The 15,109-nt window shown below is 59.9% G+C and carries 14 protein-coding genes; 9 read left to right on the top strand and 5 right to left on the bottom strand.

All coding sequences use genetic code 11. From position 1 onward, the window contains the following. Positions 1 to 26 precede the first annotated feature (26 nt). The gene (locus tag FHT93_RS10780) at positions 27 to 740 is read right to left on the bottom strand and encodes a sugar transferase (RefSeq protein WP_029868884.1); all 714 of its coding nucleotides are present in this window, start codon (positions 738 to 740) and stop codon (positions 27 to 29) included. Positions 741 to 1,198: 458 nt separating this feature from the next. Between FHT93_RS10780 and FHT93_RS10775 the strand changes: the two genes are divergently transcribed. From FHT93_RS10775 to FHT93_RS10755, 5 genes are all read left to right on the top strand, one after another. Next, entirely contained in the window at positions 1,199 to 1,942 is a 744-nt protein-coding gene (locus tag FHT93_RS10775; RefSeq protein ID WP_183847439.1) for a Crp/Fnr family transcriptional regulator, read from the top strand. A 120-nt stretch (positions 1,943 to 2,062) separates the two neighbouring features. Next, positions 2,063 to 3,454 (top strand): glycosyltransferase, encoded by a 1,392-nt coding sequence (locus tag FHT93_RS10770; protein WP_183847437.1) that lies wholly within the window; start codon positions 2,063 to 2,065, stop codon positions 3,452 to 3,454. After that, positions 3,451 to 4,695 (top strand): glycosyltransferase, encoded by a 1,245-nt coding sequence (locus tag FHT93_RS10765; protein ID WP_113014862.1) that lies wholly within the window; start codon positions 3,451 to 3,453, stop codon positions 4,693 to 4,695. The genes FHT93_RS10770 and FHT93_RS10765 overlap by 4 nt, the downstream gene beginning before the upstream one ends. Before the next feature lie 95 nt (positions 4,696 to 4,790). Continuing rightward, the gene (locus FHT93_RS10760) at positions 4,791 to 6,272 is read left to right on the top strand and encodes a lipopolysaccharide biosynthesis protein (protein ID WP_183847435.1); all 1,482 of its coding nucleotides are present in this window, start codon (positions 4,791 to 4,793) and stop codon (positions 6,270 to 6,272) included. 50 nt (positions 6,273 to 6,322) lie between these two features. Then, complete coding sequence (locus FHT93_RS10755) at positions 6,323 to 7,153, top strand: glycoside hydrolase family 16 protein (RefSeq protein ID WP_183847433.1); 831 nt, start codon at positions 6,323 to 6,325, stop codon at positions 7,151 to 7,153. On the opposite strand, the gene FHT93_RS10750 is transcribed toward FHT93_RS10755, so the two are convergent. Then, entirely contained in the window at positions 7,150 to 8,031 is an 882-nt protein-coding gene (locus FHT93_RS10750) for a LysR family transcriptional regulator (protein WP_183847431.1), read from the bottom strand. The genes FHT93_RS10755 and FHT93_RS10750 overlap by 4 nt on opposite strands. A 99-nt stretch (positions 8,032 to 8,130) precedes the next feature. Between FHT93_RS10750 and FHT93_RS10745 the strand changes: the two genes are divergently transcribed. The 3 genes from FHT93_RS10745 to FHT93_RS10735 are packed head-to-tail and all read left to right on the top strand — an operon-like array spanning position 8,131 to position 10,548. Continuing rightward, positions 8,131 to 8,910: an SDR family oxidoreductase gene (locus FHT93_RS10745; protein ID WP_183847604.1), complete on the top strand. Its 780-nt coding sequence runs from the start codon at positions 8,131 to 8,133 to the stop codon at positions 8,908 to 8,910. Positions 8,911 to 8,920: 10 nt separating this feature from the next. Further along, complete coding sequence (locus FHT93_RS10740) at positions 8,921 to 9,625, top strand: ribonuclease activity regulator RraA (RefSeq protein ID WP_183847429.1); 705 nt, start codon at positions 8,921 to 8,923, stop codon at positions 9,623 to 9,625. After that, positions 9,622 to 10,548, top strand: a complete 927-nt coding sequence (locus FHT93_RS10735; RefSeq protein ID WP_183847427.1) for a dihydrodipicolinate synthase family protein — start codon at positions 9,622 to 9,624, stop codon at positions 10,546 to 10,548. Before FHT93_RS10740 ends, FHT93_RS10735 begins: the two co-directional genes overlap by 4 nt. 33 nt (positions 10,549 to 10,581) lie before the next feature. Here the strand turns inward: FHT93_RS10735 and FHT93_RS10730 are convergent, their stop codons facing one another. The 3 genes from FHT93_RS10730 to FHT93_RS10720 form a co-directional block, all read right to left on the bottom strand. Beyond that, positions 10,582 to 11,553 carry a D-2-hydroxyacid dehydrogenase family protein gene (locus FHT93_RS10730; RefSeq protein ID WP_183847425.1) on the bottom strand — a complete coding sequence of 324 codons (972 nt, stop codon included), beginning with the start codon at positions 11,551 to 11,553 and terminating at the stop codon, positions 10,582 to 10,584. A 106-nt stretch (positions 11,554 to 11,659) separates the two neighbouring features. Continuing rightward, on the bottom strand, positions 11,660 to 12,856 hold the full coding sequence (locus tag FHT93_RS10725) for a LysR family transcriptional regulator (RefSeq protein WP_183847423.1): 1,197 nt from the start codon (positions 12,854 to 12,856) through the stop codon (positions 11,660 to 11,662). A 33-nt stretch (positions 12,857 to 12,889) separates the two neighbouring features. Continuing rightward, the gene (locus tag FHT93_RS10720; RefSeq protein WP_183847421.1) at positions 12,890 to 13,810 is read right to left on the bottom strand and encodes a methylenetetrahydrofolate reductase; all 921 of its coding nucleotides are present in this window, start codon (positions 13,808 to 13,810) and stop codon (positions 12,890 to 12,892) included. Between the two features lie 338 nt (positions 13,811 to 14,148). Here FHT93_RS10720 and FHT93_RS10715 point away from each other — a divergent pair, with 338 nt between their 5' ends. Continuing rightward, positions 14,149 to 15,108, top strand: a complete 960-nt coding sequence (locus FHT93_RS10715) for a VOC family protein (protein WP_112543900.1) — start codon at positions 14,149 to 14,151, stop codon at positions 15,106 to 15,108. Position 15,109: the final 1 nt, after the last annotated feature.

Here is a 15,109-nt window from a genome sequence, read left to right as displayed (position 1 = left end):
TCGGGCCACACGGCGTCCGGGCTGGATCAGTAGCAGCCGCGCTGTGAGAACAGGGCGGGAACGGTCTTTGCGATGATGATGAAATCGCGCGCGAGCGACCAATGACGGACATATTGGACATCGAGCGCGACACGGTGTTCATAGCTCACATCGTTGCGGCCGCTGGTCTGCCATTGTCCCGTCAGGCCAGGTCTAGCGGCCATATAGCTCGTGACATGCTCGCCGTAGCGGGCGAGTTCTTCTGCCGTCACCGGCCGCGGGCCCACGATACTCATTTCGCCTCGCAAGATATTGATGAGCTGCGGAAGCTCATCAATGCTGGACTTCCTCAGGATTTCGCCGACAGCGGTGATGCGCGGATCGTTCTTCAGCTTCCGTGTCGTTTCCCACTCGGCCCGCGCTGACGGGTTGGCGCGCAGCAGCTCGGCGAGCCTTTCGGCGGCGTCGGTCTTCATGGTGCGGAACTTGAGACAGCCAAAGGCGGCGCCCCCATATCCGATACGCGTATGCGAATAGAAGACTGGCCCCTGGTCACTCAACTTTACGATGAGTGCCGCGATGAGCATCAGAGGCGACAGCAAAACCAGAGCAGCGGCTGCCAATACGATATCAACTGCCCGCTTGGATGCTTTGCCGACCACATGAGGCCGCGATACTCTGCGAGGATTGTTATTCGGCCCGGACTGGTCAACGTTCGGCCAGGATTCACGAACTTCAATACTCTGTGCTTCCCAAGTCATCGACCGACTCCAAAAGTTTAGAACCTCGTGAAGTTTGGTGCAGCGCAATGTGCTTGTCTGTGACCGCGGTCATAATGATTAGCAAATTATTTATGCTAATACTGTAATGCTACAGAGTTCTCTACGAATTCGGCGGCAGGGGATTTCTACACCCTAATTTATTCGAAAATTTAACTTATATGACGTCTTGCGCGCACGGCTTGAATAGATGAAGCCGGGCGTTGTAGCTATTTTTGGGCAATTTTAATCCCAATAGCCCCAAAAATGGGCAGGTTGACGTAGTACTCCCCCTGAATTCGACGGATACTAGAAAAAATATAATCTACATAACTGGTGGTATTGTCACTATTATTTGAGATGCTCTTGTCATCTTCGATTGTTATTTGACTCTCAAGTTAGGACAATATAAATGATGCAGTGCAGCATCAGCTACGACCAATCTGTTTTGTTGGGGAGTTATGCGCATGGACGGAGCTACACAAACGAGAGACTATAGAGTCGCTATGGGCAAAGCGGCTATTAGCGTTGTTCCGGATACATCTCTGAACAATCGCATCTCAAGTGACGACGACTTCCCGTTCTGCCGCGCGACTGTACGCAACTTCCGTCGCGGCGAACTTATTGCTGGCGCTGGAGTCTTTGTGGACATGTTCGCTCGCGTGCAGCGCGGGCTGGTCAGTGCCAGTACGATGCTGCCGGATGGCAGGGAGTTCATCGTCGAGATCATTCCGAGGGGAGGTCTGATCGGCGAACTCGAAGTATTACGCAAGCAAATGCTGAATTTGGAGTATAGAGCCAGTTCGGATTGCGAGCTATACTTCTTCGAAGGTCGGTTGCTGCGCGAAAGGTACGCCACCGATCCGCAGTTTCAGGAGAAGGTTTTCTCGAGAACGCTTGCGCGTGTTTCCGAGCTTGAGCGCCGCATCATTTCGAACGCCGGATCCAGCCTGCAGTCGCGGCTGGCGGCGATGTTGCTGCGGTTATCTTCGGTCTACGGAAAGGACACGCCAGCCAACCGGGACGTGCTGATAATTTCGCAGAACGATCTGGCGGCGACGCTTCCGGCTTCTCGTGAAAAAGTCAACCAGTGCTTGCGGCGCCTGCGTGAATGCAAGGTGATCGACGGAGCCCAGGGCAGGATCCGTATCCTCAACCGCAAGGCGCTGGAAGCCTATGCCGACGGTGCAGCGTTGGCCAAATGATGCACTTCGTCACGATCCAGCTGCCGTCCGCAGCCGGATCGCGACCACTTCACCCCTCATGGACGGCCTAGGGGCCTAGCCGTCAAAAGCATCCATTGTGTCTGTCGTCGGAGAGCTTCTATGAACGACATCGGCCAACTGCGTCCTGATGAGAATGGGCCTGCCGTTTCGACCTTGCGGTGGCCGGCTTCCGGACGCTACGCGAAAATATGGAGAGACGGCATCGCCGCCGGCCCGGCGCTCGACCGCGTGGTCGTCATCGACGACTATTCGACGGCGAGGGGTGGGGCGACTGCACTTGCGGTACTCTCAGCGAAGCTCTTCCGCGGACTGGGCCTTGCCGTCACCTACATCTGCGGTGATGACGGCGCCAGTGAAGAGCTCGAGTCTCTCGACGTCTCCATCGTCAAGCTCAATAGTCGAGACCTCTTGAGCGCCAACCGAGTGAAGGCCTTCGCGACCGGCATTCACAATCCTGCCGCCGCCAGCATGATTTCCGCCTGGGTGCGTGCCAATGATACGCCGAGGACGGCCTATCATGTCCACGGCTGGCATCAGATCCTGTCGCCGGCCGTCTTCGACGCGCTTGCGCCCGTTGCCGGCCGATGCGTCGTTCACGCACATGACTTTTTCACCGGTTGCCCGAACGGGGCGTTTTTTGATTATCAGGCGCAAGAGATCTGCCAGCGGCGTCCGCTTGGAGCGAGTTGTATTGCCACATCCTGCGACAAGCGCAGCTATGCGCAGAAACTGTGGCGGACGGCCCGCGGTGCCAATCTCTTCCGTGCCCTGAGAAGCCGTCCCGCCTTCGGCCGAATCATCCTGCTCCATGAAAAGATGGCCGAGTTCCTTGAGGGCTCCGGCTACCAGCCGGAACGGCTCATCACCATCCGCAATCCGATCGCGCCGCTGACGGCAGAGCGTGTCGCAGCCGAGGACAATGATGAGTTCGTCTTCATTGGCCGGCTGGATGAGGAAAAGGGTATCGAAGACGCGCTTGCCGCTGCGCGCAGAGCCGGAGCAAGGCTTTGTGTGATCGGCGATGGGCCACTGATGCCTGATGTCGTGGCGGCCGGCGATCATGTCCGGGCCATGGGCTGGCAGTCGCATGCCGAGATCGGTCGTATCATCCGCACGGCAAGTGCGCTCGTGATGCCGTCCCGCTATCCGGAGCCGTTCGGCCTCGTGGCAATCGAGGCGGCACGCAGCGGCCTTCCCGTCATCATGACCAAGGGCGCCTTCCTTGCCGAGGAGATGGAGAGGGCCGGAATGGCGATCTCCTGCAATACGATGGACGAGGAGGCCTTTGCCGCAACGCTTGCGGCCTTCCGGCACATGCCGAAGGAGGATGTTCGCCTCATGAGCGAGCGCGCCTTCCGGCTGTCGCCCAATCTGGCAACAACGCACGAAGAATGGCGCGATGCCCTTCTCGCACAATACCGCAGTCTGATTCCGACACATGTAGTGCCCGAGCCGAAGGGCGAGGCAATTGTACAAGGAGCGTTCAGGTGACTGTCAAAGCAGCAAGCTCTCTCCCCGAAACAATGGCATTCCGTGGCGATGCGCCCGTCGTGGCAAGAAGTCGGCCCGTCGAAGCCGGCGGCAGGGCCGATGCGAAACCGCTTCGCGTCGCGATCGTCCACTATTGGCTGGTATCGATGCGCGGCGGAGAGAAGGTGGTCGAAGAACTGTGCCGCATGTTCCCGCAGGCCGACATATTCACGCTGGTGTACAATCCCGAACGCACCAGTGATTTCCTGAACAGCCGCAACATCCATACGTCCTTCCTGCAGAAGATTCCGCGTTCGACGCGTCATTACACGAAGATGCTGCCGCTCATGCCGTTTGCGCTCGAGCACTTCGACCTTCAGGACTATGATCTTGTCATTTCAAGCGAATCCGGTCCCGCCAAGGGTATCATCACGCGGGCGGATGCGCTTCACATCTGCTACTGCCATTCGCCGATGCGCTATATCTGGGATCAGTTTCACCTGTACCGGCGCGGCGTTTCCTGGATTGGCAAGGCAATGATGTCGCTCACGGCTCCGGTGCTGCGTGCCTGGGATGTGACGACCGCCGCGCGCGTCGATACGTTCGTTGCGAATTCCAGCTATGTCGCGGGCCGTATCCGCCGCTTCTACGACCGCGATGCCGTCGTCATCTATCCGCCGGTTGCGACCGACGATTTCGTCATCGGGCTGGGCAAGGGCGAGTTCTATCTCTATGCGGGCCAGCTCACTGCCTACAAACGGCCGGATATTGCCGTGAAGGCCTGCACCGAAATGGGCCGCAACCTAATCGTGATCGGGGAGGGCGAGCAGGAAGCGTATCTGAGATCGATCGCTGGACCGACGGTGCAGTTTCTCGGTCATCAGCCATTCTCGGCTCTGCGTGATCATCTGTCGCGCTGCCGTGCACTGCTTTTCCCCGGCATCGAAGACTTCGGCATTCTGCCGGTGGAGGCAATGGCGTCCGGCCGGCCGGTTCTGGCCTTTGACGCCGGCGGCGCACGCGAGACCGTCTGCGCGCCGCATGTCGGTTTCCGCTTTGCCGAGCAAAGCGTGGAAGCGCTGATGGAAACGATAGCAGCGTTCGAAGCGGTCGAGGATGCGCTCGATCCGGCGGCGATCCATGACCACGCCCTGAAATTCTCCGCAGCGGTTTTCCGCGACCGCCTCGGCTCGCTCATCGACGAGCAACTCGTCAGGCATGGCTATCAGGCCGCAAGTCCCGTCAGGAAGAAAGTAAGCTGACACGCACAACTGGCCAAAGGGCCGGCAAAACCCCGGAGCGGCGGTACTGCGGCGCTCCCAGAAGAGGTTCGTTGTAGATGGCCAAGGAATAAATCGTGTCAAGCGTATCGCATAGAACGGCGACAGCAAGCATATGGACAATAAGCGGAAAATTCCTGGCACGACTGCTCGACTTCGTGAGCCTGCTTGTGCTTGCGAGACTTCTGAGCCCGGCGGATTTCGGGATCGTCGCGATCGCTACGTCGGTGCTCGTCATCGTCGAGGCGATTCTCGATCTTCCGCTCACCCAGGCGCTGGTACGCATTCCCTCGCCATCCGAGCGGATGTTTGCAACAGCCTTTACGTTGAGCCTCATGAGAGGAACGGCGATCAGCCTGTTGATGATCGTCGTCGCCTGGCCGATGGCTCTCTTCTACAATGATCCGCGGCTTTTTCCGCTGGTCGCCGTGATTTCGATAGCGCCGGCGATGCGCAGCGTGATCAGCCCGCGCATGGTGCTCTTCATGCAGCGCTTCGACTTCCGGCGTGAATTCGCCCTCGACCTCCTTGCCAAGGGGGCGACGCTGATCTTCAGCGTCGGTGTCGTGCTTGCGACCGACAGTTACTGGGGGCTGGCGATTGGCGCCGTTGCCGGGCCGACGACGTCTACCATCGTCTCCTATATTTTTGCGCCGATGCGACCGAGGGTCAGTCTTTCGGAATGGAAGCATTTCCAGGACATGGTTGGCTGGAATACGGTTTCTCAGGTTCTCAACTCGCTCAACTGGCAGATGGACAGGCTGATGCTGCCGCGCTTTACCAGCCTTTCCACCTATGGTGCCTTCAGCGTCGCCGACAATCTCGCCGGCATCCCCTATCAGACGTTCGTCGGCCCGCTGATGCGTCCGCTGATGGCTGCCTTTTCCAATGTCGCCGACCGGGGTCAGCAGATCACCGCCTATTTGAAGGCCACAAATGCGATCATGGTCGTGGCGGCGCCCATCCTGCTCGTGATTATTCTTCTGGCCGAGCCGATTGTGCGAATCGTCGTTGGCGAGAAATGGATCGTTGCAGCGCCGATCCTGCAGTGGCTTTGCATCGTCAGCCTGATTGGCCTGCCGACCACTATCATGCCTTCGCTCGTCATGGTTCTCGACAAGACCCGCTATGTGGCGCTGCGGATGTTTGCCGAATTCGCAGTGAGAGCGCCGGTTACGGTGGTCGGTGTCGTGATGTTCGGGCTTGAAGGCGCCCTGGCGGCACGCGTCATCGCCGCCGTCGTCGCTTATCTCGTCTGCCTTGTCATCATGCAGCGGCTGATCGGCGTCTCGATCGGCGCGCAGCTTTTCGCGTTCGTCCGTCCGCTTGTCGCCTGCGTACCGATGGTCGGCTTTCTGCTTTTGGTCCAGCCAGTTCTCGTAGCCATGCCGCTCGGCTTGGAACTCGTCGTCGTCGTCGGTTTCTGCAGCATTGGCGCACTGGCGCTCTTCTGGGTTTTCTCGCTGCTCCTGTGGCAGGCCGTCGGAAGGCCAGACGGGCTCGAAGCTATTATCGTCAGAAAGATCGTACCCTGGCGAAACGGAGTCGTCGTTTCATGATCGGCTCGCAAAACCCCGCAACGGGCTCGAAATCTCCGGGAGGGAGAACAATGCGTCACTCGAAATTTGCCGGAAGATTTGCACTTCTGATCATCATCGGCCTTTTCGGTCCGCCAGGCCCCCGGCCCAGCGAAGCGGAAGAGCCGCTCAATCTCGACGATTTCCAGCTAACCTTCGCCGAAGACTTCAACACGCTTGACGTTTCGGCCTGGGGCGAGAAGGGATCGCGCTGGATTGCCCACACCCCATGGAATGGTGATTTCGGCGATGCACAGTTTACCGACCCGATGGACGGTTTCCCTTTTACGGTCAATGACGGCATCCTGCGCATCGAGGCCCGGAAGGATGCGGATGGCAAGTGGCGCTCCGGCCTGCTTGCGTCGACCAATCCGAAGGGTGAGGGCTTTTCGCAGACGTTCGGTTATTTTGAAGCACGCATGAAGCTACCGCCCGGCAAGGGCGTCTGGCCGGCTTTCTGGCTGATCGGCCTCGACCGGTCCAAATTTACCTCTGAAATCGACGTGATCGAATATTATGGTCGCGCGCCCGGCGAGTTCAGCATGGGTTATCATGTCTGGCGACCAAGCAACCAGCACACGACGGACGGTCATCTGACAAATGTGCCTGAAGGCTCGCTCGGCAGCGACTACCATACGTTTGGCGTCGATATCGGTCCGCAGAAATCGACTTTCTATCTGGATCGTCAACCGTTGTGGAGCTTCGATACGCCGCCGGAATTCCATATGCCGTTCTACCCGCTGGTCAATCTTGCGCTCGGATCGGGCTGGCCGATCGATGAAACGCCGAACCCATCCTATCTGCTGGTCGACTATATCCATGTCTATCAGCGCAAGAACCTGATTTCGGCCAAAAACGATTAGGGCCTGATGGCGGTCTGCGAGCGTTTGAGCGCGTCGAGTACGATGCCCGTCAGCCGACGCGACGGGGAACTGCGCGGCCAGAGCATTCCGACCTCTCGCGGTGGAAAGGGTACGGGCAGTTCGAGGACGGCGAGGTTGAGGCCTTCCGGCCAGGGCCTTGCCCAGTCCGGCACCAGCGAGACGCCGAGCCCGTTGGCGACCATGACTGAGATTGCTTCGAGGGAATCGAGTTCCAGACGTTCAGCCGGCTTCAAACCCTGTCTTTGAAGATATTCGTCGGCAAGGCGGCCGCCCCAGTTGTTCCGGTCGTAGCGGATGAAGGGGCGGGTCTTCAAGAGTTCGTGCGGGTTCTTGCCCTGGCAATCGGCGGGGGCCACGAGAACCAGACGTTCGGCCCGCAGTAGCTCCCATTCCAATGTTTTCGGTATCGAAAAAGGTGGTTTTACAATGATTGCCGCGTCGATATCCCGATCTATCAGCCGCTGGTAGAGATCGGTCGACGGGCCTGGCAACAGGAAGACCTCGACAAGCGGCATGCTGGCGAAGACGTCGTGCAGGGCTGATGGCAGCAGTCCGGTCAGCGCGGTGGTGATGGCGCCGAGGCGAAGCTCGCCGGAGTGCAGGTCGGCATTGGCGAGGCTGCGCAGATCTCGCACCTCGGCAAGGATCCTGCGGCTCTTTTCGATAATGGCGTGACCGGTATCGGTCGGGCGGACACGGCGGCCGACGCGGGTCAGCAGCGGCACGCCGACATCGTCTTCCAGTGCCTGCATGCGTTGGGCCACCGCGGCAGGCGTAATGCCGAGGCGGCGGGAGGCCTCGGCCAGTGACCCAAGCTCGGCAACCAGTAGAAACGTATCGAGAAACCGCGTCTCCATAAGGATAGATTTTCTATCTTCTGAAACCAGAAAAAGCGAGATTTTTCTTCTTTTTCCGATCGCCATAATGCGGGCCAAACGGGAGTATTTGCCTTGGATATGCAATTGAACGGAAAGACCGCTTTGGTGTTCGGCGCGGGTGGCGGACTGGGTGGGGCGATTGCCCGCTCGTTGGCTTCAGAGGGGGTTCGCGTTGCCGTCGCCGATATTGACGAAGGTGCCGCAACGAAGACGGCGGAAGGCATTGTTTCTTCGGGAGGAAAGGCGCTGGCGATCGGCTGGGATATTGCCGATCTCTCCGTCATCGAGGCGAGGCTGGCTGTGATCGCCGATACGTTAGGAAGCGTCGATATCCTCGTCAACAATACGGGTGGGCCGCCACCGACACCGGCTTCCGGTCAATCGGCAGAAACCTGGTCGAAATATTTCGATATGATGGTGCGCTCGGTGATTGCCGTGACGGATGCCGTGCTGCCCGGCATGAAAGAGCGCGGCTGGGGCCGCGTCATTACCTCCACCTCGTCCGGCGTCGTGGCGCCGATTCCCAATCTCGGTATTTCCAACAGCTTGCGCCTGGCGCTGGTCGGATGGTCGAAGACGCTTGCACGCGAAATCGGACGTGACGGCCTCACCGCCAATATCGTGCTGCCGGGACGTATCGCGACCGGCCGTATCACCTTCCTCGATGAACAGAAGGCCAAGCGGGAGAACCGGCCGGTGGAAGAGGTTACGGCGGAAAGCACGGCCGCTATCCCTGTCGGACGCTATGGGCGGCCAGAGGAATATGGCGACACGGTTGCTTTTCTGGCGAGCCCGCGCGCATCCTACATTACCGGCTCCGTCATCCGCATCGACGGCGGCCTCATCCAGAGCATATGAGGTGCTGACAATGTCTCTCGATCCGGCTGCCATAGAAACTCTGAAGGGCATCTCCACGGCGACGCTGACAACCGTGCTTCTGAAAAAGGGGCTCAGAAACGTCTGGATGCGCGGCACCAAGCCGCTACGGCCCGGTCAGGAGCGGGTCGTCGGTCCGGCCTTCACGCTGCGTTTCGTACCGGCGCGTGAGGATCTGGCGACGCCTGAAAGCTGGGCTTCACCGATTTCTACAAGAGCGGCAATCGAAGACATGCCCGAGGGATGCATTGCCGTGGTCGATGCCATGGGCGTGCAGGATGCCGGCATTTTCGGCGATATCCTTTGCGCCCGGATGATGAAGCGCAAGGTCGCGGCCCTGGTGACCGATGGCGTCGTGCGCGATCTCGAAGGCGTACTTGCGAGCGGATTGCCGGTCTGGTGCGACGGCATGGCGGCACCGCCTTCCGTCGCCGGGCTGACCTTCGTCGGCTGGCAGCAGCCGATCGCTTGCGGCGGTGTTGCGGTTTTCCCCGGCGATATCGTCGTTACAGACAAGGACGGCGCCGTCCTTATCCCGGCAGCTCTGCTGGATGCGGTGCTTGCCGAAGCGCCGGAGCAGGAGCGTATGGAAGGCTGGATCATGACCGAAATCGACCGGGGCGTACCGCTGCCCGGTCTCTATCCCATGAATACTGAAACGAAGGCACGCTATCAGGCGTGGAAGGATGCACAATGAGCTTCGGGACTGACGCCAAGGGCGTCTACGCTATCGCAACCACGCCATTCCTGCCGGATGGGAGTCTCGATACGCCGTCGATCGACCGGCTGACCGATTTTTATCAGGACAGCGGCGTTACAGGCATGACCATTCTCGGGATCATGGGTGAAGCGCCGAAACTGGAGCCCGCCGAATCGCGGGCAATCATCCGTCAGGTTGTCGGCCGTTCAAGGGTGCCGGTTATTGTCGGTGTTTCCGCACCCGGTTTTGCGGCGATGCGTTCGCTCGCCCGCGATGCGATGGACATGGGTGCTGCGGGTGTCATGATCGCGCCGACCCCGGCGCTCCGCACTGACGAGCAGATCATCCAGTATTTCGCGCAAGCCGTCGAGGCCGTCGGCACGGACGTTCCGTGGGTGCTGCAAGACTATCCGCTGACGCTGACGGTCGTCATGTCCTCGGGCGTCATTGCCAAGATCATATCCGACCATCCGTCCTGCCTCATGCTCAAACATGAGGACTGGCCGGGCCTGGAAAAAATCTCGAAACTGCGTGCCATGCAGAAGGCCGGCGATCTCCGTCCCTTCTCGATCCTCTGCGGCAATGGCGGCATGTTCCTCGATTTCGAACCGGAACGCGGTGCGGATGGTGCGATGACCGGCTATGGCTTCCCCGACATGCTGGTGGAACTCGTCAATCTGTTTGCCGCCGGCAAACGTGATGAGGCCCACGATCTATTCGACGCTCACTTGCCGCTGATCCGCTACGAGCAGCAACTCGGCGTCGGCCTTGCGGTTCGCAAGCATGTCCTGATGCGTCGGGGTGTCATCACCTCCGATGCGCAGCGCAAGCCCGGGAGTGCGCTCAGCACCACCGCGCGGTCCGAGGTCGACTATCTGCTGCGCCGGCTTGCGCGGCATGATCCCCGCGCGCCCGTTTGACGAAAACTCCCCGCTGCAAAGCGGGGAGCCCCCTCAATGCTGTGCATTGAGGACACGCAATGGCTTTCCGTCGATCCAGCCTGCGATATCCTCCACCGCGTCCCCGTAGAAAATGCGATAGGTTTCTTCCGTCACATAGCCGAGATGCGGGGTTGCCACGACATTGGCGAGCCGCCGAAAGGCGTGATTTGTGGGCAGCGGCTCCGCGTCGAAAACATCAAGGCCGGCGCCGCCGAGATGGCCGCTTTCAAGTGCTGCTATCAGTGATTGCTCGTCGACAAGCGGCCCTCGGGATGTGTTGAGGAGGATGGCGCCCGGCTTCATCAGGCTGAGCTCGCGCTTGCCGATGATGCCTGTCGTTTCCGCATTCAGGGTCAGATGCAACGAGGCGATATCGGCGGCGCGCAGCAATTCGTCGAGGGTAGCGGCATAGCCGATGCCGAGTTCGGCACTCTTCTCCGGCGTGTTGGAGCGCGACCAGCCGATAACGTTCATGCCGAAAGCGCGGCCGTAAGCAGCTACCTGCCGGCCGAGCTTGCCAAGACCGGCGACGCCGAGCGTCAGGCCCCTGAGGTCGCGCCCGAACGACAGTTGCCATGGGTCCTTTGCTGCGCGGAAATTGACGACTTCCGAGGGGATATGGCGAACCATCGCCATCAGCAGCGCCCAAGCGAGTTCCGCGGCTGAACCGACGAAGCCGCCTGTACCGGCAACGGTGATGCCGAGACGGGCGGCAGCGGCCATGTCGATCGAGGCGTTGGCCATGCCGGTCGTGATCAGCAGTTTGAGCTTCGGCAGGCGGCCAAGGCGTTCGGCATCGAAGACGGTGCGCTCCCGCATGGCGACGATGATCTCGTAGTCCGCGAGCCGGGCAATGAGGGCGTCTGTGTCTGCGACACCGTCGTTGAAACAGTCGATCTCGACCTTCGCCTCGATGCTGCTCCAGTTGGCCATGGACAGGGCGACGCGCTGGTAATCATCGAGAATGGCGCAGCGTAAAAGCATTCGAAGAACTCCATGAAACATCGTTACTGGCTGTCCGGCCAGAGAACCATTACCGCATATTCCGAGAATATGGGGGCCGCTCGCGCAATCGTGAAAGACGTCTGGGCTAGATGAGTTCTGCCGAATGCTTTCTGAGCAGAGAAAGAAATTCCGCCTGTAGAGCAGTCGGCAGCCAATGGCGGCGTAACGTGACGCCGACGGGACGGCGGGAACCGGGCAGCGGATGATCCATCGTAGCGAGGAAGCCTGCCTCCAGCTCATAACGGATCTGGTGGCGTGAGAGCAGGGCGAGGTGATCGGATTTCAGGAGCACGCCCCTGATGGCATTGAGCGAGCCGGTCTCGACGCTCTGGCGGGCGGGTTTGTCCTTCGGGAAGGTTGCTGCCATTGCGTTGAAGGTTTCGCGCGAAGGCGTATCGCGACGGGCGACGACCCAAGGGTAGTCAGCGAGATCGTCAGGGGTGATCCCCCGATGCCGCGTCAAGGGATGGTCGGCGCGCCCGACGATGCTGAGTTCGAAATCGAAGAGCGGTTCCTGATGCAGGGTTTTCGAGACGAGGTTTTTGCGCAGCGCACCGACAAGGATATCGACGCGACCTCGCTCGAGATCGTCTATCAGCACCTCGTAGCTGCCCTCCACGATTTCGAAGCGTGCGAGCGGATGGCGGTTGGCAAGGTGCGCGATTAGGTCAGGCACCAGGAAGGTTCGGGTCAGCGGCAGGGTACCGATCGAAATACGGCCGGCATAGTGATTGCGGGCCTCCTGGAGTTCGTCGCGCAGGCTTTCGAATTCAGCTAGCGCCAGGCTGAACCAGCGAGCAGCTGAAAGACCTGCAACCGTCAAGCGGACGTTGCGGCCGAAATTTTCGAAGAGGGAAATGCCGATAACGGCTTCGGCCTCGCGCGCCGCGCGCTGCACGGCCGGCTCCGATTGTTCCATCGTGCGAGCTGCGGCGCTGAAGCTGCCGTGCTCGGCAAAGGAAGTGATGGCGTGCAGGTGCGGCCATGTCAGACGCGCCTCGGTGATGTCGCTTGCCGCTTTCGCGGTCGATATGCATGCCTGGCGGATGAGGTCGCAGAGGCGGCGGAACCGCGGCAGGACGATCTTTCCTTCCACCGTCAGTGCCATGGTATCGCGTTCGATCAGGGTCGCGTCCAGAAGCTCTTCCAACCGCCGCAGGGCCTGAGACGCCGCCGGCTGGGTGATGCCAAGGGCGCTCGCGGCCGATGTCAACGAGCTGGTCTCTGCGCAAGCAGTGAAGAGCCTGATGTGGCGGAGGTTCGGATGGATCGGCTTCGACATGGCTCTTCCTGAAAGCCCGCAGCCCGGGCCGCGTCAGGGTAGCGCGATAGGAGTTTCGGCGGAACGGTGTTTGTTCATCCAGTCAGCCGCCACCTGGATGCCGCCGAGTGGGAAGATGTGCAGTTGACTGATAAGGCTTTCAGGCCTTCTTGCCTTGTAATCGGCAAATGCGGCGACAAGATCGGTCGGTTCATAGGGGAGCAGCAGCTTGCTCATGTCCATGGCGCGCTTCTGCAGCACCTTCATGGAGGGGCCGATGCCGCAGGAGATGGCGTATTTGATCAGCGTCTGCAGCCTGGCAGGACCGGCAATGCCGACATGGATGGGCATGGTGACGCCGGCTGCCTGGATGCGTTCGGCCCAGTCGATGACAGGCTGAGGATCGAAGGTGAATTGAGTGGTGATAGCAAGCCTGGCGGCGGTTCGGGAGGCGAGATCCTGCTTCCAGCGCAGTGCCCGATCGGCCATTGCAGTTGATCCGTTCGGATCGACATCGCGGCTGCCTTCCGGATGACCGGCAAAATGCAGATGAGTGAAGCCGTGATGGTCGAAAAGCCCGGTCTCGACCAATTGCATGGAGCTGTGAAAATCGCCGACAGGCGTGGCCCTGCCGCCACCGAGCAGCAGAGCCTGGCGAACATCGGCTTCGCCGCGATATCGTTCCAGCCAGTCCGCCAATGTGCTGACATCAGGAATGCTGCGCGCCGGCAGATGCGGCATGACCGGAAAGCCCTGTCGGTTCAGCCGTCTTGCTGTCGCCACCATATCCTCGATCGGGGTGCCGTCGAGGTGAGCGATATAGACGCGAGTCCCGGCCGGCAGGAGTTCGCGAAAATCGTCAACCTTGGCGGCCGTGCGTGGCATGACCTCGATCGACCAACCCGCGATCATGTCTGCGAATTCCGGCTCCGGAATACGCTCCCTGGATTTGCCGGTAAAATTCAACAAAGCCATTCCATCGCTCCCTTTCGGCGTCCTCCACGCCTTTCAAAATGTATACATAATGAATTCTATTTCAATCACTGTGAGTCGATTTGATATGAAAACACGATAAATTCGTCACGACCTCAGTCAGAAAGTATGCATTCTCTGGAATGGAATCGCTCCTGTCAGATTAGCTCCGTATCGATCTGTAACCTCAGCTTATGACCCGTCAGCAGAACGAAATTGCCCGCCGCTGCCAACCTTCCTAGTGTCTTCAACGACAGGTGAGCGTGGAGGCATCCGCCTGCGAGGAGGATTGTCATGAGATTTTTGAAAGCCGACGAAGCCGTCGCTTGGGGTTTTGGCCCATGACCGAGCCTTGCTTCGATGTCGCTCATCTCGGGCATGTTGAGCTCTACAGCGACCGCTTCGACGAAAGCCTCGATTTCTTCACGCGGGTCTACGGGTTGACGCCGAGCCTGATCGAAGACGGCGTCGCCTATCTGCGCGCTTTCGACGATTACGAATTCCATACGCTGAAGCTCGTGCGCCATCACACAACGGGTGTCGGTCATGTCGGCTATCGCGCCTCGTCTCCGGAAGCCCTGGAGCGGCGAGTGAAAGTGATCGAGGAGATGGGCTGCGGCATCGGCTGGGTGGAGGGCGATGCCGGACATGGCCGCGCCTATCGCTTCACCGATCCGGACGGTCATGTTTTCGAGCTCTACTACGACACGCATGTCTACGAGGCCCCTGAAGGGGAGCGTCCGGCGCTGAAGAATATTGCCCAGCGCTATCATGGGCGTGGCGCCAGCCCACGCCGACTGGACCATCTGAACCTGCTTGCAAGCGATGTCAGGGCGATCCGTGATTTCATGACCAGGGCGCTCGGCAGCCGTGTGACGGAGCAGATCCAGCTCGACAATGGACGGCTTGGCGGCTGCTGGTTCACTGTCAACAACAAGACCTATGATATCGCCTATTCCGAGGACCATACCGGGGCGAGGGGGCGGTTTCACCACGTTACCTACGCCGTCGATCAGCGCGAGGACATTCTGCGCGCGGCAGATATCTTCCTCGAAAACGGCGTCCACATTGAAACCGGGCCGCACAAGCATGCAATCCAGGGTACCTTCTTCCTCTATGTCTGGGAGCCGGCGGGCAATCGCGTCGAGCTCGCCAATGCCGGGGCGCGGCTGATCCTGAGGCCCGACTGGCCGACCGTCACCTGGACGGAGACTGAGCGCAAGAAGGGCCAGGCCTGGGGCCTGAAGACGATCGAGACATTTCACACGCATGGCACGCCCCCCGTGGCGAGGAAGGACTAGT

The sequence above is a fragment of the Rhizobium sp. BK379 genome (genome assembly GCF_014193955.1).
Taxonomy (GTDB): domain Bacteria; phylum Pseudomonadota; class Alphaproteobacteria; order Rhizobiales; family Rhizobiaceae; genus Rhizobium.
The sequence above is the reverse complement of the archived record's forward strand: the minus strand, read 5'-3'. Positions and strand labels throughout refer to the sequence as shown.